We start from the raw sequence: 26,674 nt of genomic DNA, 5'->3' as shown, positions 1-26,674 counted from the left end.
TTCCATTCTCTTTAAGATAATTAATTAATGTTACAGCTAGCAATCTTCGCTAAGAGAGCAGCATACTGAGCTTGAAACTCTTTAGCTTTAGAATCTTTAGATTGATGCCATGATGCTAACCAAAGTGGTGTGGGAAAATGTCCATCAGGAGCAGTTTGAGGAGAAGTAGCATTGGAAGCAATCCAAGTTCCATTTTGTCGCCACCCAACACAATCGCTAAAGACTTGCCAACCTTTCATCGCTTTATCTTCTTCGATGACTGCACCAAAAATCTTACTCACCTCATCAGCTGAAGTATTCTCCGAAGCAATATTAGCCGCTTTGGTAGTCTGTGAAGAAGTCGTTTTAGGTGCTGGTGACTTGCTGGTGACATTGGCTGGGAGTAATTGTAATAACTGCGGTGATGCTTTAATTTGATCAGCTTTCTGCGCTAAAACTTGCTCCTGAGATTGTTTGATTTCTTTGATGAGAATTGGTGCAAGGGTGCGAAATTGATTGTTAGGATTGGATACAGCTATGTTGACTGATTCCATCAACACTGACCAAGGTGCTAGACCAAAGTGATCACCGATTTGCTGTAGCTGAGTACAAATTGCCGCTAGATTTTGACGGCTACGAGGACTATCAGGTTGCTTAAATAACTCCAGCATATTTCGCAATTTAAGCGGTACTTCCGACTGAAATGCTGTCACCATGGCTTTTGTATCAATTTTTGTCTCTCCATCTAGTGCATTACCTTGGGTTTCTTTTCCTGAAATTAAATTTTGAAGATGATTTTTGAGATTTGCAAAAATTTGATCAGAGCCTGCCATAACGTTATCAACAGCATCTTTGGTTAGCCCATAAGGACTTTGCAAATGTTCAACTAGCTCTTGTAATTTGTCAAAAGCTTGTAAAAAAAGTGTCTGTAAATCTTGATCGACTTGAAAATTAGTATTCTCTCGAATAACTTTAAAATAGTCTTCAAAGTTATGAGCAACATGTTGAATGCTACTAAACCCCAGCATGGCTGCTCCCCCCTTAATTGAGTGAGCCGCTCGGAATATTTCATTAACCGACTCAGAGTTACCCATCAGTGATTGCAAATTGAGTAGCCCTGATTCAATTGTCTGGAGATGTTCTTTTGCCTCCTCAATGAAATAGCCTGTAATCTGTTTTTGCTTATCCTGATCCATGACACTAACCCCTTATGATTTGCCTTGTAAATTGAGATGATGAAGTTACTAAGTACCTGTGCAAATAAATTACCCAAACCTGTAGAGTTGCACATCCTTGCGAAGCTAAACTTTACAGGCTTGGATTGTAATTAATTACGTCCATATACTTATCCCAGAATTGATGACATATAGATCTGATTTTGAGCGCTGAATCCGTAGCGACCCTGACTATACTGCCGCCACAGGTTATCAATGATTTGCAAGTCGTCGCAGGAAATTTGTTTAATCTCTTCGGCTGTCAACACTGAACCAATATTTTTACGTGCAGCATGACACATCACATTCCATGTTTCTTGATTTGCGGCTTGCCATTTACCACTGGATAGCAAGGCTCTTAACTTGGTATAGTCAACGCCTGTGCTAGAAGTGAGTGCTTGTAATTGAGTAGATGGTTCACCACTGGCGATCGCTAATCCTTTTTGAGGACGACGAAACCGTAAAGTCATGGCTCCATTACTTTGACCATCACCTAATAAAATTGCTTCGCCTGTATCTGTGAGTTTGATCGAAATCTCGACCTCATCTAGCGCTAACCCATTGGCATGACTTGGCGAGCTGTCTGTAGCGAGTTGCTGCACCAAGCTAGCAAGTCTTTGAATGCTGTCTTTAATCTTAGTAGTGCTGATCGATTTAATCGACTCACCATTGGCGCGATCGCCATTTCCCACAAATTCAATTAGTATTTCTTCGCTATCCATGACATCCTTGTTTGGGCTAATTGCCAGATATTTAAGACAATCTCTGCGTAAATTTTAAGAGGAAATCGCCTCAGAACTATGAATATCTGACTCTCTGTTTAAGTTATTGTTTGAAGTGCTATCTAAAGTGTTACTTAGAGAATTATTTAAATTACTTAAATTATTGTCTTTATCGTTGCTCTTGTCATTAGCACTATTGCTCGAAATATTACTAGAACCATTACTAGCAACGTTAGTTATAGCTGTATAAGTATTATTCGCAATAGGTACAGTCGATTTAGTCGCTGTAATTCTAGCAGTAATCGCTCGTTTTGTTAGTGCTGTATTGTAGGCTGTGGTAATCGCCAGCCGATCTACCATCCCAATTACCCGCTTGGGTTGGTGGCGATCAACTACAGGCATCTGGCGTAAATCCCTTGTTGCCATACGTTTTAAAGCTTCAGCAAGAGACTCATCAGCAAAAGTACAGATTACCTCACTGGTACAAATATTTTGGACAGTCATGTCTTCAAGGGGGCGATCAGTTGCAGGTGCTGATAGCAAACGTTTTAAGTCTTGAGTGGTTAAAATCCCTTGCAAGTGGTTAATTTCATCTAATACTAAGGCGCTATGGTGGTAGCCACTGGTGATAAATTGGGCGGCTTGCATTAAAGGCATTGAATATTTAACCGATGCAGGATTGAGTGTCATGACTTCGGCAATTTTGATTTTTTCAAGGACTTCGATGTCGGCGGGTAGACCAGACCATTGCATAATCATCCGATCAGCGGATTTTGATGAATCAATTTGGTCAAGTACCCATGCACAGAGTCCTACGGCTGCCATCAATGGTAAAACGATGCGGTAGTCGCGAGTCATTTCAAATAGCAGCAATACAGATGTTAAGGGGGCACGAACTGTTCCTGCCAAAACTGCCGCCATTCCCACAAGGGCATAGGCGGGCGAAGCAGCGATCGGGATCGAAGCAGGCAAAAAGCTGGCGATCGCTTGTCCATACAAACTACCTAAAACGGCTCCTAGGAAAATTGAAGGTGCAAAAATACCACCGACAAAACCACTCGCCGAACTAATCGCCGTCAATAAAAGTTTAACTACCAACAAAATTGCTAATAGCGGAATCGTGAACGGTGTATCTTGCAAGATCGATTCCACCGTTTCGTAACCAATCCCAATTACTTCAGGAAAAGTTAAGGCAATCAGCCCGACACATAGTCCACCAATCAGTAATTTGATGGGCATCGATAGCTTTTGCATAAATGGGGCGATCGCCCATTCCCCTGCAAAAAATTTCTTTGCTTGTTTAATTGCGCGAGTAAACATCAGGGCAACGGCACTAGCCAGCACCCCTAATCCAAGGTACAAAGGCAACTCCCAGTAGCTGCGTACTTCGTAGACAGGTAAACTAAAAGCTGGACGTTCACCGAGACTAATCTGAGAAACTAACGCCGAAATGACCGAGGCAATTACAACAACACTTACATCAGAGTTGGGACTAGATTTATTAGTGCGATAGGAATCACGGAGCAAGACTTCAAGGGCAAAAAATACACCTGCGATCGGAGCATTAAATCCTGCGGCTAAGCCTGCGGCTCCCCCCGCCCCAATCAGTAAGCGAATACGTTCACTGGAAAATTGCAGCATTTGACCAAGCAAAGAGCCAATATTGCTACCTAGCTCGACGCTCGGTCCTTCAGGACCAAGAGAAGCACCTGCACCTAGGGAAAGTGCTGCTGCCACAGTTTTTAGAGGAACCTGTGAATAGGAAAGCCCTAGTTCTCGGTTAGCAGTCCTCGCTTCTGCTTGATCTAATTTATCTAATTTTAAGCGTACAAGGCTGACAACTAGCGCTCCAACCATCGGAATAAATATGATCGCCCAATGCCAATGATTGCTGAGAACTACGGCTAGTTCATGCCAATAAATTTCTTGGGTAAATAAGATCAGCTTACGAAATAGGGTTACACCAGTGCCACTGATTAAGCCCACAGCGATCGCCGAAACAAGCATAACCGTCTCCGCAGATGGCTGAAGACGGTTTAGAACGGTCACCAATAGGCGGGAAAGCGACATGGTGGAGAACTCGTGGGAAAGAGTAATTGGGGCTAGAGCAATTCTAAGGTGTGACTTAGGCTGGAGTAGAGAAATACTTCAGCCTAAGAGAATTATTTAGGAGATCATTCTAAGTTTTCTGCATCGAGATCGTCAGAAAGCTCTAAAGCTTCCTCTGATTCTGCCCTAGTTCCTGATTCGGAGTTAGACAAGTCACGATCGCTTTCAGAATTCACTACGGCAACTAAGTCAATTTGTTGGCGATAATAATCAACCCCCTTGACCTGTACCTCTACACGATCTCCTAAACAATATTGGCGACCACTACGACGACCAACCAACAAAGTTGAAGCTCTTGCTCGACCCTTCCCATTAATCAATGGGAACTCATACCAGTCATCCTTAAGGGAACTAACATGCACTAGTCCTTCAACCAATAGAGATTCGATCTCCACAAAGAAGCCATAGGACTGAACACTGGTGATGATACCGTAGAAGTTACCGCCTGTATGCGATCGCATAAATTCTGCTTTACGCAATCCATCAAGATCAGAAATTGAACGGTGGTACAAAGCATCGGCTTGATTGAGCTTTGGTACAATTGCCTCCAAATCTTCAATTAATTGCCGTTCCGTTTCAGGTGGTAAAACGCTCCAATTGACCTGACCATGAGCGCTAGAACTGCGAAGATTTATGCCATCTTTAATTCTGATGCTACGGCGATCTCGGCCTTCTTCAAATACAGTATGTAAAATGCGTTGGATCAGTAAATCGCCATAATGATTTTGCGGAAATACGCCATGCACGTAGGGCTGATCAATTAATCCCAATCCAAAGTGGAGTGACGGCGCAAGTACATACTCATTAGTCTTAAACATAGACATCAGTAGATATTTGAGAATATCGCGAGTTGCGTCCTGTTCAAGCTGATTTACCTGCGCCAAAATCCGATGTAAATCAGCAATTTGAATCTGCTCAGGTGTTTCTAATTGCGCCGAAATCCCCATGCTCTCTAATAGCTTTGTCCAGTCATCAACCTTACCTTGATCTGGAGGAATCTGTCGCAAATAAATGCTTGGGATTGATAGAGATTGTAGATGCGAAGCGATCGCTTTATTTGCCAAGATCATTACTTCTATAACCTTGCCAGAGATCTGCAAAGTTAAGGGAACTACCGTCAAGCCACGTACTCCCTCATCCGCCTCTTGAGAAGGAACCTGTGGCAATACCAGTCTAATAGCATTGGACTGCCCTTGCAGTAAAGTTCCTACCTTGGCAATTAGATGGACTAACTCTTCTACTTCTGTATCAATTTCTTGACTAGGCGCATCCTCATCAACCGCTACTTTCCCATCAAGAATTTGTTGCGCTCTCTGGTAACTCAAGTTTGCCCGAACCAATACTGCTGAAGGCTGAATCTCAAAAGAAAGCATATTTCCCTCATGATCCAATTTAATCAACACCGACATTGTGAGATATTCGGGCTGATTAAATACATTCATCTCAGGTAACATCGGCAAAATGGTGTCACCCAAGAAAAATGACCGTAGACGCTTCTGAGCTTCCAAATCCAAAGGTGAACCTGCCGTCACATAGGTCGCCACATCAGGAATATGGACACCCAATTCCCATCCAGTGTCCACCTCTGTGATCGAAATTGCTGAGGCATTACCAATTCTGACAGTTAGGGTCTTGCGTAGATCAAGACGATGTTTAAGGTCAGCTTTTCGCACACCCCTAGGCAAACTCGCCGCAGCAGTCAAAGCCTTGGCACTAAATCTTCTGGGCAAATTATGCTTGCAACATACCAGATCAATATCATTTGTCGATTCGGCATCATCGCCTAAAATCTGCAAAATGCGTCCCAAAGGCAAGTGATTCCCCAAGGAAAATCTCACCATTTCTAGATGTACTAATTTGCCATTTGCGACACTGAGATCGGGAGTTTCCTCATCTGGTACTAGCTCCACTTCAAATAATAGGCGATCGTCTAGTGGTACAGCTCGATAACTATCATCAGTGAATTTCACGGTCGAAAGCAAAGTTGGATTTGATCGCTCAAGGATCAAACGTACTTCACCCTCAGGAGATCGCCGCCTAACTCCATCTTTAGTCACACGCACTAACACGCGATCGCCATTCCAAGCATTACTTAAACGGCTTTCACGCACATAGATGTCTTCAGCACCCTCAACATCCTGGATCGCAAAGCAAAAACCTTTACTTGAACAACGCAAACGACCCTCTACCAGACCTTCTTCGTGGATACGGCGGTATCGTCCTTTGTCTTTTTCAAGAATACCGATTTTTTCAAGCGCATCAAGGGCAACTTGGAGTCGGCGAACGCTTTTGCTGTCATCACCGATCCCAAGTTTTTTTTCGATCGCTTTGGGCGTAACTAGCTTGTCATCAGAGAAATTGTCTAACAGTTGATTAATCGAGAATTCCATGAGGCGAAGGTCGAGCGATTGTTTAAGGTGAGCAAATTAGAGCAAACGAGGGGTAACAGCAAAGTAGAGAGCTACTTACAAACACAAACTAGAAGCAAACATCAACATCACAAATCAACGACAGTCAAGATTTCGACGATTAGCACAGACAAATAACTTCGATAGATTCGACTTATCAAAACGAAACTGTGGAAGTTAATCTATCTTCTTAGAGACGATCTTGATAGCTCTGTGATGGTACTACAGACTCAATACAGGATAGTGAATATGGATCGAAACGCATATATATTTATCCCGAATAGCATTCCCCTAAGAAACTTTAGTTATTTCTGTAGGGAGTTTAGCTCTAGCTTTTTTCCATGCTTATAGGGCTTAAGCAACTTACGAATTTGCAAAGTTAGCTTGTATAGTGTTCCCCTACTGATCCTATTTTAGCCCAATTGCTCCAGCAAATATTTTGTATCTGAACTTTAATTTAGAAATTCTACTTTAGATTTCTTAGTGCATCATCTCTAAGTATTTTACAAGTTTAGTTTTTAGGTTTGTTGCAATTGCTCTATATCTGATGAGCATAAATACATAATTAACATAGCCAATGTATTGAGCAACACTTAACTTTGTGCTGCTATTATTGCTACATTATTGACACACAGATATTTAATGCTGTTATGTTGTGAGGAATAGTAACCAAAATGTCTAAGTTTTCTAAGAAAAACTACAGCGTTGTAATCTCCGCCGCTGTTGCTGCATCTGCTTTGATTAGCGGTGCTGCTAATGCTCAAGCTTCTCAAGATTCTGAAGTAATCCGCTCCGTAACTACTGACAGCTTGGTTCGTCCTAGTGCAGTTGCTCAAAATGTAACTTCAGTATCTCAACTCAGTGATGTCCGCCCTACTGACTGGGCTTTCACTGCACTGCAGTCCTTGGTAGAGCGCTACGGTTGTATCGCTGGCTACCCTGACAGCACTTTCCGTGGTAGACAAGCAACCAGCCGTTACGAATTTGCTGCTGGTTTGAATGCTTGCTTAGACAAGATCAACGAAATTATCTCCGCAGGTTTAGCTGATAAGGTCAGCAAAGAAGACCTCGCAACTTTGCAAAAGCTACAAGAAGAATTTGCTGCTGAGCTAGCAACTCTTCGTGGTCGTGTTGATGCTCTCGATGCTAAGACTGCTAAGCTCGAAGCTCAGCAATTCTCGACAACTACCAAGCTACGTGGCGAAGCAATCATGGCTCTTGCTGCTGCTTCTGATGGTGGTGGCGCTCCTTTTGACAAGACCAATACTACCTTCAGCTATCGTGTTCGTCTTAACCTAGACACTAGCTTCACTGGTAAGGACTTGTTAAGAACCCGTCTGGAAGCAGCTAATAATCCCAACATTGGTACAGCACTAAACAATGGTGTTAACTCTTGGAATGGCAGCCGTCTATCTTTTGACACCAATACTAACAATTCGTTTAATATCGGTCGCTTATACTACAAATTCCCTATTGGTGACAACATCACAGCTTACATTGCACCTATTGGCGCTCCAGAAGATGTTATCAGTCCTTTGAATCCTCTCGAAAGTGACAGCCAAGGTACAATCTCTCGCTTTGGTCGTTTTAATCCTTTGATCCGCATCGCTTCTAGTGGTCGTGATAGTGGTTTAGCAATTGCAGGTTTGGCCTTTAAGTTTAACAATCAAGCTGCTCTTGAACTAATGTACAGTGCTGCTAATGCAGGTACTCCCACTGGTCAAGGCGGTGTAACTGGTAACGATACTAAGCTTGCTGCTCAGTTGGTTTTCAAACCATCTGACGCATTGACTCTCGGTATTGGCTATGCCAATGCTTACACAGTTGGCAACACTTTAAGTGCTGGCTTAAACGTTGACTCTTTGGGTGGAGCTGCTGGTGTTACTGGTATTAAGAGCAACACTGTTGTTGGTAGCTTAGTTTGGGACATCACCAAGAAGTTTACTTTTAATACTTGGGGATCTTGGTCTTTTGCTGATGCAACTGGTATAAATTCTTCGACCACCTTCACTAGCTGGTTAGCATCTTTATCCGCTAAGGATTTGTTTACTGAAGGCGATCTTGCTGCTGTTTCCTTCGGTCAGCCCCTATTGAGAACCAGTATTGGTGGTCTTGCACAAGGTAGTCCTGATACTCCTTATCACTTGGAAGCTTTCTATCGCTTCCGTGTTTCTAAGAATATCAGCATTACTCCTGGTGTATTCTTTGTATTCAACCAAAACAGTGCCAATGCTAACGGTACTGCGACTGTTGGTGTAATCCGTACCACTTTCTCGTTCTAAGACTTAGTGTTATCTAGTTAAAAAGGAGAGGCGCAGAGCGCCTCTCCTTTTTGATTTTAAAAAATAATATATAGTTAAGTGTGATGCGCCTTTGTTGGAGTTGTGACAATGACTGTACTATATGAGCAGGATTATGGACTCTGGGCAGAACAGATAGCTGATTTATTGTCGGCGGGTCGGTTCGCCGAGTTGGATATCGATAATTTGGTAGAAGAGGTACGCGATTTGTCAAAGCGAGAACGCGATCGCTTACTAAGCAGCCTACGTTTGATTGTGAACCATTTGCTTAAGTGGGACTATCAGCCCCAGATTAGCTTAAAGAGTTGGCAGATAACTATTCAACGAGAACGACTTCATATCATTCGTTATTTAAAAGATAGTCCCAGCCTAAAGCGTTATCTGACCGATGAGTGGTTAGACGAAACTTATGTGGTAGCTAGTTTAAATGCACAAAAAGAAACAGATTTAGAATTTCCAGTCGATTGTCCTTACTCTATTGAGGATGTATTGGAACGTCCAATTAATTTAGGCTAATGCCAATTTAAAAAACAAAGGGGAGTTGCAGTGCTTCGCACTGCAACTCCCCTTTGTTTTAACTGCACATCATGCGAGAAACGATCGCGTTGCTTCAGAGACTTGGGGCATTGGATCGTTGACAAGTTTTTCTAGAGCTGCTCTGGCTTCAGATCCGCCAAGCTGGGACAGAGACTGGGCGACTCGATGTCGGATTTGCCAATCGGGATCTTCGACAAGGGGCAACAGAAGTGCCACCGAGGCGGGATTGCCTAAATCACCGAGGGAGCCGATCGCTGCAATTTTAACTAGCTCATTGGGACTTTGCAAAGCTTCAGCTAGTAAATCAAAGCCTTGAGGATTGCCTAGCTCACCGATCGCAGCCACAATACTAAATTGAAACATCCAATCGTTAGTGGACTCGTAAGATTTTTTTAGTAAATCAAAGGCTTGGGTAAGTTGTAGAGAACCAAGCGAAGCGGCGGCGGCGGCACGCACATCAATTTCAGGATCGAGTGATAAGCGATCACTTAAAATTGCTAAGGATTTTTCTAAATCAACCGTGCCGACTGTACCAATTTGACTAACAGCATCATAACGAATACGTGCATATGAGTCGATCGCCGCGATCGAGAGTAAAGTAAATCTCTCAGAAATGGGAAGAGAGCGACTAGCATGAAGGGCTTTCATCCGAATACCCATATCATCTATAGCTAGTTGCTCTCTTAAGGTTTCAAACTGAGTTTCTGATGTTTCGCTCACAAGAAAATCTCGCAATTAATACGCTAACGTTTCTAGTGTCTCACGTAAGTAGCTACGCACGAGATCATCAAGAACGCTTTCTTGTACTACTAAAACATCTTTGGGATCGCCCTTGGGATCACCATTTCGAGATCGCTGCCACTTATCAAATCCTGAACTGGTAGCGATCGCTTGTTTGAGATGACTCCAGACTTTAGGATCTTTGGCAGCTTGGTGTAAAGGGAGATCCAAGTCATTCGCTGTTGAGGATAAGTTCATAGACATTTCCTAAGCTTAATATAGAAATTACCAGATGTGCTAAAAGCGTAATTAGTTAAGAATAAACCAACTAAAGAGCATAATTAGCTCAATAATATTTATCCTATCACTTCAATAAAGAAGCCATAGACCTAGAATTAAATGTATATCTATAGGTATAAATCAATCATTTAAATCATTATGACTACTTCAAATCCTTTTGTTGATCCAAATATTGCATCGCAGGCTACAGAACTAAATCCAAACTATGCAATACCTGTTGTACTTGTGTTGGCAGGAATACCACTTATTTGGGTTCAACCAATTGCTGCGGGTGTAGTTGCAATTTTTGGATTGTTTTTAGTTTATCAAGCAGCGACGATTCGGTTAGTATTTACCGCGACAGATTTAGATGTTTATCGATCGCAAGAAAAGTTTCGCACTTTCCCTTATCAAGAGTGGCAAGATTGGAAGGTATTTTGGTTTTCTTTTCCAATTTTGTTCTATTTTAAAGAAGTAAAAAGTATTCATTTCTTACCAGTTTTATTTGATCCAAAAATGCTGAAAACTTGTTTAGAAAAAAATATTCCCCTGAAAAAGTAGTAAGTAGCAGGGTGGACATTATCCACCCTGCTACTAATTAATAAAGTAGTACAGAAATATTTTTAAAAGCGGCGCTTAGCAACACTTTTAAAAATATTTCTGGGTTTTAAGTCAGCATAAAATGCTGTATTGGCAATCAGCATGAATTACTTTTTAGGTATTGATTTTGGGACTTCAGGCGTGAGGGCAATCGCCATTAATACAAGTAACGAGATTGCAGCAGTCTTTCGATTTGAATATGACATTCGTGACTGCAAAACATGGCAATTAGCGCTTTATGAAGTAATTACAGGTTTACCTCAAGAAATTAGGCAAAATACCAGAAAAATAGTTATTGATGGCACTTCGGCAACTATTTTGATTTGTGATCGCACTGGTAAGGCGCTCTCGCCACCAATGATCTATAGCGATACCTGTAAGTCTGAAGTTGTAGATCAAGTAAAAAACATCGCACCACCAAAACACTCAGTTTGTAGTGCAACTTCAAGTTTTGCTAAATTAATTTCATTCCTTGTCGATGCTGAGATTCGAGCTTCATTTACAAGCTATGCGCGATCGCTTTATTTTCTACATCAAGCTGATTGGCTGGGTTATTTACTTCATGGCAAATTGGGCGTGAGTGATTATCACAATTCACTCAAGTTAGGATATGATCCCCTGCTTCTGCAATATCCAGATTGGTTACAGTCATGGTTACTCAATAATCCTGCGGTAGTTTTGCCTGAGGTTTTTGCGCCAAGTAAAACTGTAGGCAAGATTGAGGAGACGATCGCCTTAAAATTAAATTTGCCTTTAGATTGTGCGATTGGTGCGGGAACAACTGATAGTAATGCCGCTTTTTTAGCTAGTGTTGGCACTGCGACACCTACAATTGGTACAGCAGTGACCTCTCTCGGTTCAACGATGGTGCTAAAAGTTTTAAGCGATCGCCCTATTAATGATCCACGTTACGGGATTTATAGCCATCGGTTTGAGCATCCAGAATTGGGGTGTTTATGGCTAGTGGGTGGGGCTTCCAATGTCGGTTGTGCTGTATTGCGACAATTTTTTACAGATTCAGAGTTGCAAGAGTTTAGCGATCACATTGATCCACATATGGCTAGTTCATTGGATTACTATCCTCTAACCCAAATAGGCGATCGGTTTCCGATTAATGATCCTCATCTTGCGCCAAGACTAGAACCACGTCCTGATGATCCCGTTGAGTTTTTGCATGGATTGCTCGAAAGTATGGCAAGAATTGAGACAAAGGGCTATCAACTTTTGCAAGAATTAGGTGCTTCGCCGATTCAGCAAATTTACACCGCAGGGGGTGGGGCAAAAAATATAGTGTGGACAAAAATACGCGATCGCCATTTACAGATCTCGATGCAACAGTCTCAACAAACAGAAGCAGCCTATGGGGCTGCATTGTACGCCGCAAGTAGAACTTACAACCCAAACCCAAATACATGAAGGTGGCTCGAAGTGCCACCTTCATGTATTTGGGTTTGAGCAAAACTTTCATTGTCATATAGCGCTTTTCAAGCAAGCGAGGTACGGGTTTGTGTCCCCGCCTTCGGCGGGGACACAAACCCGTAATTAACTAGACTGATAATCGCGATAGTAGGGATTATCAATTAAACCAAACGACAAATCCAAATAAATTACTACCAAAAGCACTAACCATCGTATTCCAAACGTTCATATCGGTAACCTTTCCTTTTTCTAAATAGGGAGTAGCGGCTGTTCCTTGTACCCAAGATCCCAAATCAAAAGTGCGTGGCTCTGTAAAAATTCTGGCAAAATCAATGCTGAGATTCTCATCACGCCAGAAAGGTAAATTCTTCTTGCCGTCAAGAATTGCGGTGATTTCATCAAGAGCGGCTAGCCAAGATTTCACCATTTCCTCCGTAACCCGAACTTGAGGAATTGCAGAAGTCTGCTTAGGATTGGGAATCCATTCGCGATCGCTATCCGTTTCTGCCAAAATAGACTTCCATGACTCACGGCTAAGACTAATTACTGATTTCATATGATTGAGAATAGTCGTCATCCTTTGCGGTTCCGCTAAAGGGAACTTGGCAAGATGAACCGCTGAAACCAAATCGAGAACCTCAAAAAAACTGGAACTATAGTCTTCAGGAGATTTTCTGCGCGTCGAGAGCAAAAATTTATGGGGCGTATCTACATCTTGGAAAAATAAGTGAGCGCAAGCAGCAAATAACTCACGGCTATCATAGGCGCGTAAAAATTCACTAATTGCTCCTAAGACATGGGTATAGCCCTGTAACCACAAAGCATCAGCACGATCAAAAGCGATTAAAAACTGTTGGGCATCTTTTTCGGTAACGTTCGCACCAGTCACAGAATTAAAAATCTGCCATAGCATTTCCTTGTCATCGGCTTTGCCATTGCCATCAAAATCTAAACGAATTAAGCCTAAGCGAAGGGCAAGTTTAAGATTTTGATCTTTAATTGGTTCGAGGGTAGTCCGTACAGTAGCAAGATCATCAATCCAATTCTGAAAAACCTGCTGGAGTCCGTCGTAAGTTAAAGTTTGTGGTTTGGGGTTTTGAGGTACTGGCAAGCGGAAAAAAGGAATCGATCCACTTACAGGGTTTTGAATCATTCCATAACGATAAAGCGACTGCATTAAACGTTCAGTACCACTCATAAATTGGATTACACCCAACCCAAAGCGAGCTTTGTCATCCTGAGAATTATTTTTTAAATACTCATTAAAGACCTTTTCGCCTTCAGCAAGCTTTCCTGTGGTGAGATACGGGTCAGGTAATGGCGCGATCGCTGCATTACTCGGCTGTAAGGCGATCAAGGTAACAACGATCAAGCCAGAGACCAAAATGGCGACTAGCGATCGCCATAGCCACTGCATTTTTTTTTGCATATGCAAATTCCTAAGCACAAAAAATAAATGATGCAAGCTTAGCTTACATCATTTATTTTTCGCATATAAAATTAAAAGGTTGCAAAGCAACCTTTTAATTAGCTTAACAATAAGCACTAATGTCTTCGCCACAGCGATCAGCTAAAAAGCAAAGGGCGCGGAATCGAAGCCCTACAAGTTCATCGTATACAGGGTTGAGTTTACAAAGTGGTGGAATGTGAATGAGGGTGTGACCAAAGAATTTAATGGTGCGCTCAAAGGGACATTGAGCAGGAATTAGTTTAGCAATGCGATGGGCTGTTTTAGACTTGTGGATTTCAAAGTTATCGATGGTCTTACGTAAAGGTTGAAGCAGATCGAAAGTTGTTTTGGATTGAGGTCTGCCGATATATGAGTTTTCCCCGCCAAATCCTGAGCTATTAATACTTGACATATTCACCAAACGCTCTTTACAACAGAGTATGTAGATTTAAAGCATTTACGTTACTAATCGTAACATAATTGTCTTAAATAGAGGATAGAAAATACATTATTCATTCTTATGTATGAGATAGGCGTTCCAAACAGAACGAATAGAGCTTTTTCTATGACCTTGATAATTTAGATCGTACCCACTTGTCTGTATAGACGATCGCTATAACCTCAAAAAAGAAGAGTCAGAAATTCTTTCTGACTCTTCTTTTTTGTACAACTTAATACCAATTCACAAAAGTGTGGCGACACTTTTGTGAATTGAAAATCAAACCCAACAAGGGTTTTAAAAGCACAAAATGGCTCCGCCATTTTGTGCTTTGGTATAACTTTATGCAGTAATGCTTAAGTTAAAGTATTTCGATATAGCTATAGCCACCTGTATCAAGACAAATCAAAACCAAAATAGTGTGAGTCGGCGCGAAGCGCCGACTCACACTATTTTGGTTTTATGTCCTAACGCGACAGCTGTAGTTAGAACAAATTAAAGGCTCAAATAGTCATAGAGGCGCTTTGCGCCGCCATGACTATTTGGACTTTTGGGATTAGACGCGACTGGGAATTGGTCCACGTCGTTGAGAAATAGTGATCGAATCTTGTAAAAATTGGCGCAAATGCTGAACATGAGGGTTATCAACAAGAGTAACTAGTTTCTCAAGAGCTTCAACAAGGGTTAAATCTTGGTGATATAACAGTCGAAACGCTGACTTCAAAGCTTGTTGGGTTTCTACATCTAGTCCAGCTCGATCAATCCCAACTCGATTTAAGGTTCTTACCCGTGAAGGATTACCCTCAACTAGGGTGTAAGGAGGCACATCTCGCTCGATCCGACTCATACCACCCACCATGGATAATCGCCCAATTCGCACAAACTGGTGTACACCTAGTACTCCGCTGATTCTGGCATGAGACTCAATATGTACATGTCCTGCTAGAGCTACGCCATTAGCAATAATTACGCGATCTTCGATTTCGCAATTATGCCCCACATGGACATAGGCCATCAGTAAATTACCGTTGCCAACATAGGTAACTTCATCAGCTTCATTGGCGCGATTAATTGTGACATATTCACGAATGCGGTTGTCATTACCGATATGGACGAGACTGTCAGCACCCGAATATTTTAAGTCTTGAGAATCCAAACCGATCGCGGCTCCTGGATAAATTTGGTTGCGATCGCCGATTTCGGTTCTCCCTTCGACAATGGCGTGATGCCCAATGACAGTATGAGCGCCAATTTTCACCTGTTCACCGATGACAGCATAAGCTCCAACTTTGACAGTCGGATGGAGTTGGGCATCAGGATGCACTATGGCTGTCGGGTGAATAAATTCAGACACAGGCGCATGAGACACAGGCATAAAAAGTTTGGCTCGCTTGATACTAAGTTAGATCGCTTGATTTGCGATCGCTTGGATCGCCAGATAACAAATTAAAATTTGAAACTAGAGTTAAAAGATTTAAAGATTAACTAATGAAAACATCAATTCGCCTTCGCAGGCTAATTGACCATCCACTTCTGCACGTCCATGCATCTTACCAAAGCGCTTGCGTGCAACTAATAGCTCGGTAGTAATAGTTAAGCGATCGCCAGGAACTACAGGACGGCGGAATCGAACTTTATCGATACCAGCAAATAATGAGAGTTGATTTTCCATCCCTGGTAAATGTCTTAGGACGATACCACCTACTTGCGCCATCGCCTCGACAATTAGTACACCAGGCATGATCGGTCTTTCAGGAAAATGACCTTGAAAGAATGGTTCATTAAAAGTGACATTTTTAATTCCTGTGGCAGATTTATTTGGCACAAAATCAATAATGCGATCAACTAGCAGAAATGGGTAGCGGTGAGGCAACAATTTCTGAATATCTTCGATCATTAAAACCTGACTAGTGACGTTGTCGGTACTATCAGTATTGAGGTCAGCACTATTTATGGTGGGTTCTTCGGTCAAAGTTGACATATTAACTAATTTTGCATAGGAGGAAAATGAATTGTGAGGCTATAGCTTTTGAGCTAAGGCGATCGCAAATTCAGCATGAAGATTATGGCTAGCTTTGTAGGCAAGAATATGCGCTCTCGGTAAGAATCCTAGCAAGCTTAGGTCACCAATAAGATCTAAAAGTTTATGACGACATGGTTCGTCGGCAAAACGTAGAGGTGGATTGATCCACTTCTCAGCATCGCAAACCAGCGCATTTTCTAGGCTTCCGCCCTTGATTAACCCTGCCGAACGCGCTTGATCAATATATGCTGCAAGCGTAAAAGTTCTTGCGGGTGCTATTTCACTAGCAAATCTTTCGCTGAAGTTAGCGATCGCAGGTGACCAGCTAAACCATTGCTCACCAATAGCCTGAGTTGGGTATTCAATGCCATAGGTGAAGCGCAAAGTATACGCAGGTATCGCCGTGACAAAGCTGTCACCTTTGGATACTGTAACTGATTCAGATAGAGGGATTAGGCGATCTCCTTGTACTTGTGTATCAATACCAACTTTAGCGATCGCTTCCACCCAAGGTAACGCCGACCCATCAAGGATAGGCAATTCGGGACGATCAAGCTCAATACAGGCATTATGTATACCCATACCAAACAAAGCTGACAGCAAATGCTCGACCGTGCGAACACCTGTGCCATTTTGGCGTAACTCCGTCGATAGCTGCGAAGCCGAAACTACAGTTGTATCCGCAGGTATCTTTGCTTCACCATAGATAAAATAGCGACCTGAATTAATGGGCGCAGGACTGACAGTCACAGAAACTTTCTCACCACTATGCAATCCAATCCCCGATAAAGCAAATGGGGCAGCGATCGTCTGTTGGTAGAGCATGACTAGAATTTTTCTCCTAGACCAAAGCTAAACTGTGTACCGCCATTTGAACCGATGCCATAGTCCACTCTGATAGAACCTAAAGGCGACTGTACCCGTACACCAATGCCATAACCAGCTCCATTACCTGGTTTATTTCGCGCTCCTGCGGGATTACCTGGTACTGCCGAAGCTGAGCCTAGATCAGTACCATAATCAAAGAACAATACGCCGCCTACGATATTAAATACAGGAAAGCGATATTCTGCCGAGAAGATACCAAAACTACGACCGCTACCAATTTTGCCTTCATCCCAACCACGAACTGAGTTGCTACCACCTAATTGAAATGCTTCGTAGGGTGGCAAAGTACCAATTACAGTCCCTGCTTGAATGTTAAATGCAAGAGCCTGCGTACCTTCGGAGAAGTTTAAGAAATTAACAGGGATAAAGTAGCTGTAGCTAGCACGAACACGATTTAAGAAAACTGAACCTAACCCAATCGGAATCGATTGCTCCGAAGCAATCCGAAATACAGAACCAGAGGATGGCTTAATTGGGTTATCTCGTTGATCGGTAGCATAGGCAAATTGCAATAGTAGTAAATCATCTTGTCCAACACCACTAGCAGAAAGAGGATTGCCTAGAGAATCGGTAGGAGAGATGACGTTGTTGTTGCTATTGGTAATACTAACTCGTTCGTAACGTAGTCCCAGTGAGGCTGTGGTGGCATTGCCCAAAGGCCTAGAAAAACTGAAACCCGTACCAAGTCGGTTGATGCGAGGGCTAACATTGTCAGGTCCAATCCCAATTGGGGTGTCAAAAATATAGCTAAACAAACTACGGTTAAAAATATTGGCAGTAAATGAAGTGCGATAGGGGTCACCTGCTAGCCAAGGATCGGTGAAGTTTAGATCAAATAGTAATTCGCGTTCACCAACTTGAATGTCTAAACCGAGCTTTTGGTTGTTGCCACCAAGGTTTTGTTGTTGAAAACTAACCGTACCAAATAAACCTGTTGATGAGCTTAAACCTGCACCTGCGGCGATCGAACCTGTGTTGCGCTCTTTGACATTGACGGTCACGATTACTTTACGCGGATCAGTTCCTGGGGCAAGCCCAATGTTGAGATCTTCAAATAACCCAAGCGCAAAGACTTTTTGTAGATCGCCTTGAACTGTATTTTTGTTGAAGATTTCACCTTCTTTAATCGTCAACTCGCGGGTAATGATAAAGTCACGAGTAGTGCCAGTAACAGGCTTGCCTTCATTGTCTACAGTTTTGCCATCTTCATTGATAAAGGCAACCTTGATATCTTCAATCACGCCTTCAGATACAACGAGATTGATATTTCCTTCGGGTGTGGCTTTGATATCAACAATTTGTGCTAGAACGTAGCCCTTGTCTTGGTAGTATTTTTCAAGTTCTTTAACCCCTGTTTGAATATCTTTGAGATTAGTGACTTTACCAATCTGTGAACCAAAGATACGATCAATTACACCGTCTTCTAGTACTTTAGTGCCTTCTGTATTAACAGATTTGAGGACTGGATTGGGTAATACAAAGAAAGTTACGCGCACACCAATGTCGGTATCTTCTGGCTCCGCTTGAACGTTTGAGAAAAAGCCTGTCGCAAATACAGCATTGATATCAGATTGAAGTTGTGTACGAGTTACTGTGCGTCCTGGCTTTGTCGCGATCGCATCATAAATTCTTTGCTCTAGTTCAGGCGGTAAAGGAGGCTGACCTTCTGGAGTTTTAATAGCAACTTCTCCCACTAGCACTTGAGTTTCAGTTGTAGTTGCTGGGGGAGGAGTTGTAGAAGGTAAGCTAAAGGTTGGGGATGTATTTGGAGGAGTTGGTGTACTTGGCTGAGTAGGAGGCTCCTCCGTTGTAGTGGGGGGAGTAGTTGGCTGCGGGGTTGGCGCTTGAGCAATCTCTTGCTTTGCAGGAGCAGCCTGTGCCAGCAAAGGACTTGTTAGTAACGTGCTGGATGCGGCAATGGCTGTGAATACGAGCAAGTTTATACGCATAAAGTCTTCCAAACACCTACAGAATATTTAAACAGAATACTGAACAGGAAACTATTGACGGTCAAATGTGAACAGAAAGTTTCTGAGAATGGTAGTAATAAATAACTATAACTTTCAATACACCTATATTGCTAGCAGTAATTAGCTGAGAACTAAATTTTGTCATGTTGATAGCTGATGTTGAAAATCATACTTAATTAAAAAGTTTACCGTTGAAGCCCTTTTTTGCAAATTTTCGCAAAATTGCTTTTAAGAGATCGCCGCTAAGACTCGTTTCATCACCTCTTGATAGGCTTCCGCAACATTGCCGAGATCTTGGCGAAATCGATCTTTGTCCATAATACGAGCAGTGGGGTCTGCGATCGCCTTATCCCAGAGACGGCATGTATCGGGACTAATTTCATCGGCTAGTAGTAAGTGCCCATCAGCATCAACGCCAATTTCCACCTTAAAATCAACGAGAATCAAATTGCAACGGTCAAAAAATATTTGCAGATGGTGATTAATATCTAGAGCTAGTTGTTTGAGTTGAGCTACTTGTTCAGGAGTAGCAAGATCAAGCATAGCGACATGAGCATCAGTAATTAGAGGATCGCCAAGGTCGTCATTTTTATAGAAAAATTCAACTAGGGGCTTTTTGAGCGGTTGACCTTGAGCTAAACCAAGGCGTTTGCAAATACTCCCTGCGGCAATATTCCGAACTACAACTTCAATCGGCAATATCTTGACAGCAGTAACCTGTATCTCATTGGGTGAAACTTGCTTGATGAAGTGGGTAGCAATGCCTTGCGCTTCGAGATATTGAAAAATATGTGAGGTAATCGCGCAGTTCATTTCCCCTTTGTTAGCGATCGTACCTTTTTTAAGAGCATTGAATGCGGTTGCATCATCTTTGTAGCGCGATAGCAAAATATTGGGATCATCTGTTGTAAACAGTATTTTGGCTTTGCCTTCGTAGAGCTTGGTTCCACTCATGGATAGATATATAGCGATAGTAGGTGCTTAAGTATTCTATAGGATTGCAAACCCCACGAGAGATTTGCAGCGCTAAGCGCTGCAAATCTCTCGTGGGGCTAAGCTAAGCCTAGTGCGGCTAGTTGAGCTTGGGCTTTTTGCAAAGATTCTTGCCATTCCCGATCGCTAATACTATCAGCGACTATTCCTGCACCAACCTGTCCCCAAATATGATCATTAGCCTTGAGTAAAGTCCGAATTAAAATATTCAGATCCATGTTGCCGCGTCTATCGATATAGCCACAGGAGCCATAAAACAAACTGCGTCGCTGTGGTTCCAACTTTTCCACAATTTCCATACAGCGTACTTTCGGGCAGCCTGTAATTGTTCCCCCAGGGAAAGTGGCGCGAATAAGATCAACCACAGTGCAATCGCGACGTAATGTACCCACCACATTACTGACAAGATGCATAACGTGGCTGTAGCGCTCGATTGCTAATAACTCATCGACCTTGACACTGCCCCATTCACAAACTCGTCCAAGGTCGTTGCGCTCTAGATCAACCAACATAATATGTTCGGCTTGCTCTTTAGTGCAGGCAAGTAATTCACGCTCAAAGTCGAGATCTTGCTGTTCAGTTTTGCCTCGTGGTCTTGTACCTGCGATCGGGCGAGTTTCGGCATAGCGATCGCGTAAGCTAACTAGGCGCTCAGGCGAAACGCTGATTACTTCTCCCCAAGTTGTGCGCCAATAACTTGCAAAGGGTGATGGGTTAATCTTTTGTAAATGGCGGTATAGTTGCCACCCATCCGAGTCCCAAGGGTATCCAAACCGCATTGAGAGATTTGCCTGAAAAATATCGCCAGCATAGATATGCTGTTTCGCTTTTTCCACCATGGCTTCATAGCCTTGTCGCTCTGGCAAATAAGTTGGAGTAGCTTGTGCAATGTGAGCTTTACTAGGAAAAGCAAGGGGGGTAAGCCCCTTGTTTTCTAAATTGCTAAGGCGATCGCTTAATTCGGTTAATTCAAGGCGATCGCTAGCGGCTAGCCATACCGTTTGAGTCTGATGATCAATCACCGCAAAACTAGATGGCTCATACCAAAATGCAACGGGAAAAGGCAAGGTGTCAGGTTTGGTATATGGCAAGCGTTCAATTTCCCAAGCGAGGTCATAGCCTAACCATCCTAAATATCCCCCTGTAAACGGCAAATGATTAGGTAAATCAGAATGAGAATTTTGCATCTGTGATCGCAATTTTTCCAAACATGGCAAAATTTCACCAACTTCAGGAGTCCAAAATTGTTGTGGTTTCCCTGCGGAGATCGAATATCTTGCTAGTTTTGAAGGAACTGTATCAGTGGCAGGGCTTTCTAGCAGAACTGTAATCGGTTCATCATCATAAAGCGATTGCCATACATCTGCACCTGTCATGTTTGCAGGTAGCGATCGCTGAAGCCACAACCAATCGGTCATAGATAGATTACGTAAGGTATGGTTTTATTATAGAGAGGTGGCGCTAAGCGCCACCTCTCTATAATTTAGAATCAAAAGCCTATGAATCGCACCTTATTTATTGGGATTCTCGTCTTAATTGGGTTAATGGTATTGGCTAGTTCACTACCCAATAGGTTCTACGGTGCAAGCGATCGTAAGTTCATCATTATCACGATCATTACCTGTATTGTCTCAGCGATCGGTTTAGCAGTATTTTTCAGCATTCCTTTCTTGACCGCCAACTAAAACCCAATAAAGTAAAGCGCCCGCGTAGCGGGCGCTTTACTTTATTGGGTTTTAGTACTTAGCCATGCTTGGTTCAACCGCATAGGCATAGGCATCAATGCCGCCACCAATATTTTTGACGTTAGTAAAGCCTTGATTAATTAACCATTGACACATTTGGGCTGATCGCATTCCGTGATGACACAGCACTAATGTTTCCGCATGGGGATCAAACTTTTCCTTAAAATCTACAGACCATTCTCCATATTCACTGAGAGGCAAGATCGTAAAATTAGCGATCGCGGCAATCTCCACTTCATCACGTTCACGCACATCGATCAGTTGTAAATCTTGACGATCTCCAGCCAAACGTTCGGCTAGCTCTTGGACAGTAATTTGTATGATAGACATACGTGCAAAATATCTCTTAGGTATGAGTTAAAAAACTAACACAAGTCCCGCTTTTAGTTCAAACTTTAGATTATTGCGCTTTGCCATCGCAACAAAATCAAATAGTTTTTGAAGAACCTTGCAAAGCAAGGTTCTTCAAAAACTATTTGAGTACTATAAATTTATTTGTCTAGACTAATGAGCCAGCCCATCGAAGAATTGTTGAGAGACCTCAAAAGTGAAGATGAGGAGATACGAGACCGCGCCACACAGGGGCTTTGGGAAATGTGGTTTATGCAAAAGGGAATGCAGGGCTTACAAGTTTTGCGACAGAGCCAAATGATGGCTGATAGCGGTAATGTGAGACAGGCGGAACTGATGCTTACGCAATTAATTCATGCTCAGCCAGACTTTGTGGAAGCATGGAATCGACGAGCAGTTTTGTTTTATATGCAAGGAGATTACAAGCGTTCAATCAAAGATTGTCAAAAGGCGATCGCCCTGAATCCTTATCATTTTGGAGCAGTTCACGGTTTAGGTTTGTGCTATGCGGCGATCGGTAATTATCACGAGGCGATCGCAACTTTTCGCCGCGCCTTAGAAATTCAACCCTATTCCCTCACCAACCAAAAACTAATTCTCGAATGTACAGCGATGCTTAACTAACCAAGCAAAAAACTCGCGAAGCGAGTTTTTTGCTTGGTTAGTTAGTACTCCAAAGAGGTGTGCGTCGTACAAAGGAAAGCAGGCAAACGCCAATGCTAATGCTGAGCCAGCCACAAATTAGCGTTAATAGGGGCAATGATTGATTGAATGTCACTAAGGAATTGATGTTCTGTGTAGGTTGTCTGAATAAAAAAGCGCTGATTAGTAAAAGTGCTGTACCGATTTCCCAAGGTTGTAAATGATTTTTGATATAGCTAAGCCGATCGCTTTGCAGACTATTAGGGGCAACTAGTTGCAAGAAAAATCTGGCGATCGCAGGACTAACCAGACAAACACCTAGCCAAGAGATCATGCTTTCTGCAGATAGATTTGTGGGTAAAGGAAAAATAAATAGAAGTAATCCCCCCAGCATAATAAATGCGGTTCCTGCTAAAATTCCCGCACCCTGCGGCAGTAATACATTCGCCATCCCTAAACTGTCACGCTCAGATTCTTGTTTCGCAAGATGAAACTGATCACGAATGGTTTGCCCTAACTGATCATTTTGATTTGTACCTTCTTTGGTGCTAGATGGCACAATTGTCATCGCTAATGGGATGGTGATGTCACTGTTATTTCCCGATAGCTGCATCCAGCTTAGTTCGCCACTCGCCTCTTGCAATTTAACTACCGATAGACTTGAAAATGGGCGTAGATCGATCGCATATTCCGCACCAATCCCCCATAAGCCACTAAACTTCAAATGTAAAACTTTCTCTGGCGATCGCAACTGGGCTTGCCATGTAAAAAAACCTGTCAGTCCCGAAGTTGTCAAAGCAATCGCGGCGATCGCCTTTAAATTTGAGGAGAAGTCAAGCATCGTCCAAAAGAAAAAGCCCAACACAATTAGCACCAGACTATTAAACTGTCTTGGCTGCTGACCAAGAGCCGATGGACTAACCAAAACTGTCTGGTCAGAATAGGTAATTACATTCAATATGTCTGCATTAACGGCTTCGATGATTAGCTGTTTCTCAGATGCTGTCTTTGATTTACCCGATCGCCAAGCTAGAGAGCTAGCCATACCTGTGAAAATAGCAGCAGGTAAAATCCACCACATTGAGATAAATAACTTTGCGAAAGTTTCCGAAGAGTTACTTAGCCCTGCAATTAAGACTAACCAATAGGCTGTCATCCCAATTAACTGAGGTTGCGAAAATAAATAATCTGAGTTTTGGCGGCATACTTCAACTACAGATTTAGCTGTATATAGCCCAACTACAAAGCCCACAATTAATATGACACCGACGAGCACCAAAATACTCGCATCACCTAGTCGCACTAATTGAGCGATCGCCAACATTAGAATCAAAAAACCTGCAAAAATAAAATTCGCAGAAATAGGATAAGTCGCCTGCCGCCAGCCCCACCCGACTTTACCCGATACCAATTGTCGCTGTGAGTGAGAGGGCAAAACTTGCATAGGCGATAGTGACTTGGTAATTAATTTTTACTTTCTACTTTTTACTTTTGCCTTACACAGTGGCGATCGCTTCGTGACGAGCAAAAATCATCCGACCAGCCGAAGTTTGTAAAGCACTAGTGACTATCACAATAATTTGTTTGCCGAGGTACTCACGACCTTCCTCAATTACCACCATAGTGCCATCTTCAAGATAGCCAATGCCTTGCGATGCTTCTTTACCTTCCTTGAGTACCTTGATTTCGATCAGATCCCCTGGCAAATAGGTTGGGCGTAAAGCTTGGGCAAGATCGTTAATATTTAAAACTTCAACCTGTTGTAAATTGGCAACTTTGTTGAGGTTGTAATCATTGGTGATTAGGGTACAGCTTAGCTCTTGGGCTAAACGGACTAACTTGGCATCAACAGTGTGCAAGTCTTCATAATCGGCGGAATGAATTGTGATGCGATCACTAAACTGGTCACGCATATTGTTGAGAATATCCAATCCTCGGCGACCACGTACCCGTTTTTGATCGTTGGAGCTATCAGCGATCGTCTGCAATTCTTGAATCACAAAATGGGGGATCAATAATTGTCCTTCTAAGAAGCCCGTCTCCATTAAAGTCTGAATGCGTCCATCAATTACGGTACTAGTATCTAAAACCTTTGCTGATGCAGTACGCAAAGTCCCATCAGCAAGGAGACTACTTTCAACATTATTGGGATTAATCAAACGCAACAGTGCACGCCCATGAGTATCCGACAGCGTCATCCCCGAATAGGCAAAGATAATACTTACTAAAATTGCAGTGAGTGGCTTAATAAAGTCAAAGTTGTCAGGAATAGGGATCAAAAATAATGGTGCTAGCATCAAGTTAGCTACCAGTAAACCAAATACCAATCCAACAGCACGACCCAAAATCGTCTCAAGCGGCATTGATCGAATATTCGTTTCGATACGGCGATAGGTATTTTGGACGATCAAGCCTGCAATTAGTCCAACCACAGATCCTACTCCAAGAGTTACCCAACGTAAATTTTGGATATTCAGATTAGCGATCGCCTCTGGTGGTAAAAAATCAATACCGTGAAAGCCAGTACCTGCTCCCGCGAGGATGAATGTGAAAATGATAATAGCGTCAATCATAGGGCGGAACTCCGCTTGGACGAATAAATATAAGGACGTGAGATCAACTCAAATAATCTCTAGCCTAAAGCTTTAATTGAGTTTAGGTAATAGTTTTCCAACTTTCTCAATCCTTTGCATACAATTCTACACAAATGCAATAGAGAATTGTCTATTTTGGTGCTTTAGGACAGCCTTCGCTTGATTTTTGTCCGTCGGGCATAATTGCACCACAAAAGTTAGCTTCTGACGTATATGCACTGGTCAGGTCTGCGCCCGTAAGATCTGCTCCCCTTAGATCCGCTTTATCAAGGATCGCGCCGATTAAGTTCGCCTCGCGTAAATCAGCAAGTTTAAGATCCGCTGAGAACAGATTCGCATTGCGTAAATTTGCCCCCCTGAGGTTTACAAAACTTAGTTTTGCCCTTGATAGATCGCAACCTTGGCATTCTCTAGTTTGCAAAACTTGACGGACTTGGTTGGGATCAGCAAAGGCAACTTCTGTCCAGCTAATTGGCGCGATCGCGCTGATTAGTCCTGAAATAATCACACAAGACTTGATTAGAGGTTTCATTTGTTTAAATCTCAGTTGTTTAGACTACTGTCAGTATAAAACCTAGAAAGTGGAGTCTGTGTGAAGCTTTCCCTTTAGCAAATTCCAACCCCCCAAAACGAAAGCGGTGCTTTGCACCGCTTTCGTTTTGGGGGGTTGGAATTAAGCGCAAAACTTTATATCACTACGGAGTGCGATCGCAATCACAAGGGTAGATATCTGATGTCACTGGTGATTATCAAAAAAAGCTAGATGATGACTTCATGGAGTTAATCACTCACAAGTTAAAGATCACCCAGTCGGTTGAATTGATAGAAGGAAGTAGCTATCGCTACTTTTGATAGAAAATTAAATTTATAAAAGTTTGATTTTCTAATTCGTTGCAAGTAATTAGAGAACGTAGAAGTAGAGGCAGTCATGAAAAGTACAATCGTCGCCACATTTTTAGCCATTTCGGGTTTCGCCATTTCAGGTTTTGCATTTGCTACATCAGCTAATGCTCAAACAGCGATTATTGCCGCACTTTATCAAAATCCTACTGCTCCTCAAACTGAAGTCCGTTATGACAGTGCTGATATTAACAACAAGCAAATTATCCTTGCAGTTAACACCACCCCTGAAGTAATGGCGATCGCGGACAGTTTACTTACTGGTCGTAGTTATGACCGCATCGTAACCGTAAGTCACAAGGATAGTCTTGCTTGCCTAGTAAGTGGCACTGGCTCTGTCGATGGTGCTGTCATGTGTGGATTCATCGACTATGAATAATAAAAGGGATGCG

25 protein-coding genes are annotated in these 26,674 nt (G+C 42.5%); 7 read left to right on the top strand and 18 right to left on the bottom strand.

Annotated elements, in window-relative coordinates:
- Positions 1-20 precede the first annotated feature (20 nt).
- The 4 genes from ABM313_RS00290 to ABM313_RS00275 form a co-directional block, all read right to left on the bottom strand.
- The gene (locus ABM313_RS00290) at positions 21-1,175 is read right to left on the bottom strand and encodes an Hpt domain-containing protein (protein ID WP_434685715.1); all 1,155 of its coding nucleotides are present in this window, start codon (positions 1,173-1,175) and stop codon (positions 21-23) included.
- A 149-nt stretch (positions 1,176-1,324) separates the two neighbouring features.
- Positions 1,325-1,915, bottom strand: a complete 591-nt coding sequence (locus ABM313_RS00285; protein WP_434685714.1) for a GUN4 domain-containing protein — start codon at positions 1,913-1,915, stop codon at positions 1,325-1,327.
- 54 nt (positions 1,916-1,969) lie between these two features.
- Positions 1,970-3,985 (bottom strand): chloride channel protein, encoded by a 2,016-nt coding sequence (locus ABM313_RS00280; protein ID WP_434685713.1) that lies wholly within the window; start codon positions 3,983-3,985, stop codon positions 1,970-1,972.
- Positions 3,986-4,089: 104 nt separating this feature from the next.
- Entirely contained in the window at positions 4,090-6,414 is a 2,325-nt protein-coding gene (locus ABM313_RS00275) for a ribonuclease R family protein (protein WP_434685712.1), read from the bottom strand.
- A gap of 692 nt (positions 6,415-7,106) precedes the next feature.
- Here ABM313_RS00275 and ABM313_RS00270 point away from each other — a divergent pair.
- Both ABM313_RS00270 and ABM313_RS00265 read left to right on the top strand, forming a co-directional pair.
- Complete coding sequence (locus ABM313_RS00270) at positions 7,107-8,714, top strand: iron uptake porin (protein WP_434685711.1); 1,608 nt, start codon at positions 7,107-7,109, stop codon at positions 8,712-8,714.
- A 108-nt stretch (positions 8,715-8,822) separates the two neighbouring features.
- Complete coding sequence (locus ABM313_RS00265) at positions 8,823-9,248, top strand: DUF29 domain-containing protein (RefSeq protein ID WP_434685710.1); 426 nt, start codon at positions 8,823-8,825, stop codon at positions 9,246-9,248.
- Positions 9,249-9,317: 69 nt separating this feature from the next.
- Here the strand turns inward: ABM313_RS00265 and ABM313_RS00260 are convergent, their stop codons facing one another.
- Entirely contained in the window at positions 9,318-9,989 is a 672-nt protein-coding gene (locus ABM313_RS00260) for a HEAT repeat domain-containing protein (protein ID WP_434685709.1), read from the bottom strand.
- Positions 9,990-10,004: 15 nt separating this feature from the next.
- Positions 10,005-10,247, bottom strand: coding sequence for a hypothetical protein (locus ABM313_RS00255; protein ID WP_434685708.1), 243 nt, complete (start codon positions 10,245-10,247; stop codon positions 10,005-10,007).
- A 180-nt stretch (positions 10,248-10,427) separates the two neighbouring features.
- Between ABM313_RS00255 and ABM313_RS00250 the strand changes: the two genes are divergently transcribed.
- Both ABM313_RS00250 and ABM313_RS00245 read left to right on the top strand, forming a co-directional pair.
- Entirely contained in the window at positions 10,428-10,829 is a 402-nt protein-coding gene (locus ABM313_RS00250; protein WP_434685707.1) for a DUF3119 family protein, read from the top strand.
- 141 nt (positions 10,830-10,970) lie between these two features.
- On the top strand, positions 10,971-12,284 hold the full coding sequence (locus ABM313_RS00245) for an FGGY-family carbohydrate kinase (protein ID WP_434685706.1): 1,314 nt from the start codon (positions 10,971-10,973) through the stop codon (positions 12,282-12,284).
- 160 nt (positions 12,285-12,444) lie between these two features.
- On the opposite strand, the gene ABM313_RS00240 is transcribed toward ABM313_RS00245, so the two are convergent.
- From ABM313_RS00240 to ABM313_RS00205, 8 genes are all read right to left on the bottom strand, one after another.
- Entirely contained in the window at positions 12,445-13,716 is a 1,272-nt protein-coding gene (locus ABM313_RS00240; RefSeq protein ID WP_434685705.1) for a hypothetical protein, read from the bottom strand.
- 103 nt (positions 13,717-13,819) lie between these two features.
- Entirely contained in the window at positions 13,820-14,149 is a 330-nt protein-coding gene (locus ABM313_RS00235; protein WP_434685704.1) for a Mo-dependent nitrogenase C-terminal domain-containing protein, read from the bottom strand.
- 583 nt (positions 14,150-14,732) lie between these two features.
- Positions 14,733-15,551: an acyl-ACP--UDP-N-acetylglucosamine O-acyltransferase gene (gene lpxA / locus ABM313_RS00230; protein ID WP_434685703.1), complete on the bottom strand. Its 819-nt coding sequence runs from the start codon at positions 15,549-15,551 to the stop codon at positions 14,733-14,735.
- 99 nt (positions 15,552-15,650) lie between these two features.
- Positions 15,651-16,157 (bottom strand): 3-hydroxyacyl-ACP dehydratase FabZ, encoded by a 507-nt coding sequence (fabZ, locus tag ABM313_RS00225; RefSeq protein WP_434685702.1) that lies wholly within the window; start codon positions 16,155-16,157, stop codon positions 15,651-15,653.
- 39 nt (positions 16,158-16,196) lie between these two features.
- The gene (gene lpxC, locus ABM313_RS00220) at positions 16,197-17,024 is read right to left on the bottom strand and encodes a UDP-3-O-acyl-N-acetylglucosamine deacetylase (RefSeq protein ID WP_434685701.1); all 828 of its coding nucleotides are present in this window, start codon (positions 17,022-17,024) and stop codon (positions 16,197-16,199) included.
- A gap of 2 nt (positions 17,025-17,026) precedes the next feature.
- On the bottom strand, positions 17,027-19,036 hold the full coding sequence (locus ABM313_RS00215; RefSeq protein ID WP_434685700.1) for a BamA/TamA family outer membrane protein: 2,010 nt from the start codon (positions 19,034-19,036) through the stop codon (positions 17,027-17,029).
- Between the two features lie 249 nt (positions 19,037-19,285).
- On the bottom strand, positions 19,286-20,011 hold the full coding sequence (gene purC, locus ABM313_RS00210; protein WP_434685699.1) for a phosphoribosylaminoimidazolesuccinocarboxamide synthase: 726 nt from the start codon (positions 20,009-20,011) through the stop codon (positions 19,286-19,288).
- A 98-nt stretch (positions 20,012-20,109) separates the two neighbouring features.
- Positions 20,110-21,468 (bottom strand): anthranilate synthase component I, encoded by a 1,359-nt coding sequence (locus tag ABM313_RS00205; RefSeq protein ID WP_434685698.1) that lies wholly within the window; start codon positions 21,466-21,468, stop codon positions 20,110-20,112.
- An 81-nt stretch (positions 21,469-21,549) separates the two neighbouring features.
- Here ABM313_RS00205 and ABM313_RS00200 point away from each other — a divergent pair, with 81 nt between their 5' ends.
- The gene (locus ABM313_RS00200; protein ID WP_434685697.1) at positions 21,550-21,735 is read left to right on the top strand and encodes a hypothetical protein; all 186 of its coding nucleotides are present in this window, start codon (positions 21,550-21,552) and stop codon (positions 21,733-21,735) included.
- Between the two features lie 51 nt (positions 21,736-21,786).
- On the opposite strand, the gene ABM313_RS00195 is transcribed toward ABM313_RS00200, so the two are convergent.
- The gene (locus tag ABM313_RS00195) at positions 21,787-22,125 is read right to left on the bottom strand and encodes a rhodanese-like domain-containing protein (protein ID WP_434685696.1); all 339 of its coding nucleotides are present in this window, start codon (positions 22,123-22,125) and stop codon (positions 21,787-21,789) included.
- A gap of 177 nt (positions 22,126-22,302) precedes the next feature.
- Here ABM313_RS00195 and ABM313_RS00190 point away from each other — a divergent pair, with 177 nt between their 5' ends.
- Positions 22,303-22,770: a tetratricopeptide repeat protein gene (locus ABM313_RS00190; RefSeq protein ID WP_094531081.1), complete on the top strand. Its 468-nt coding sequence runs from the start codon at positions 22,303-22,305 to the stop codon at positions 22,768-22,770.
- 37 nt (positions 22,771-22,807) lie between these two features.
- On the opposite strand, the gene ABM313_RS00185 is transcribed toward ABM313_RS00190, so the two are convergent.
- From ABM313_RS00185 to ABM313_RS00175, 3 genes are all read right to left on the bottom strand, one after another.
- The gene (locus tag ABM313_RS00185) at positions 22,808-24,232 is read right to left on the bottom strand and encodes a hypothetical protein (protein ID WP_434685695.1); all 1,425 of its coding nucleotides are present in this window, start codon (positions 24,230-24,232) and stop codon (positions 22,808-22,810) included.
- A 52-nt stretch (positions 24,233-24,284) separates the two neighbouring features.
- Positions 24,285-25,361, bottom strand: a complete 1,077-nt coding sequence (locus ABM313_RS00180; RefSeq protein WP_434685694.1) for a PIN/TRAM domain-containing protein — start codon at positions 25,359-25,361, stop codon at positions 24,285-24,287.
- Positions 25,362-25,512: 151 nt separating this feature from the next.
- The gene (locus ABM313_RS00175; RefSeq protein WP_434685693.1) at positions 25,513-25,914 is read right to left on the bottom strand and encodes a pentapeptide repeat-containing protein; all 402 of its coding nucleotides are present in this window, start codon (positions 25,912-25,914) and stop codon (positions 25,513-25,515) included.
- Between the two features lie 396 nt (positions 25,915-26,310).
- Here ABM313_RS00175 and ABM313_RS00170 point away from each other — a divergent pair, with 396 nt between their 5' ends.
- Positions 26,311-26,661 (top strand): hypothetical protein, encoded by a 351-nt coding sequence (locus ABM313_RS00170; RefSeq protein WP_434685691.1) that lies wholly within the window; start codon positions 26,311-26,313, stop codon positions 26,659-26,661.
- Positions 26,662-26,674: the final 13 nt, after the last annotated feature.

The sequence above is a fragment of the Pseudanabaena minima str. Chao 2107 genome, assembly GCF_051131155.1.
Taxonomy (GTDB): Bacteria; Cyanobacteriota; Cyanobacteriia; order Pseudanabaenales; family Pseudanabaenaceae; genus Pseudanabaena; species Pseudanabaena minima.
Note: the sequence above shows the minus strand (reverse complement) of the source record. Positions and strands in the feature narration are given on the sequence as shown.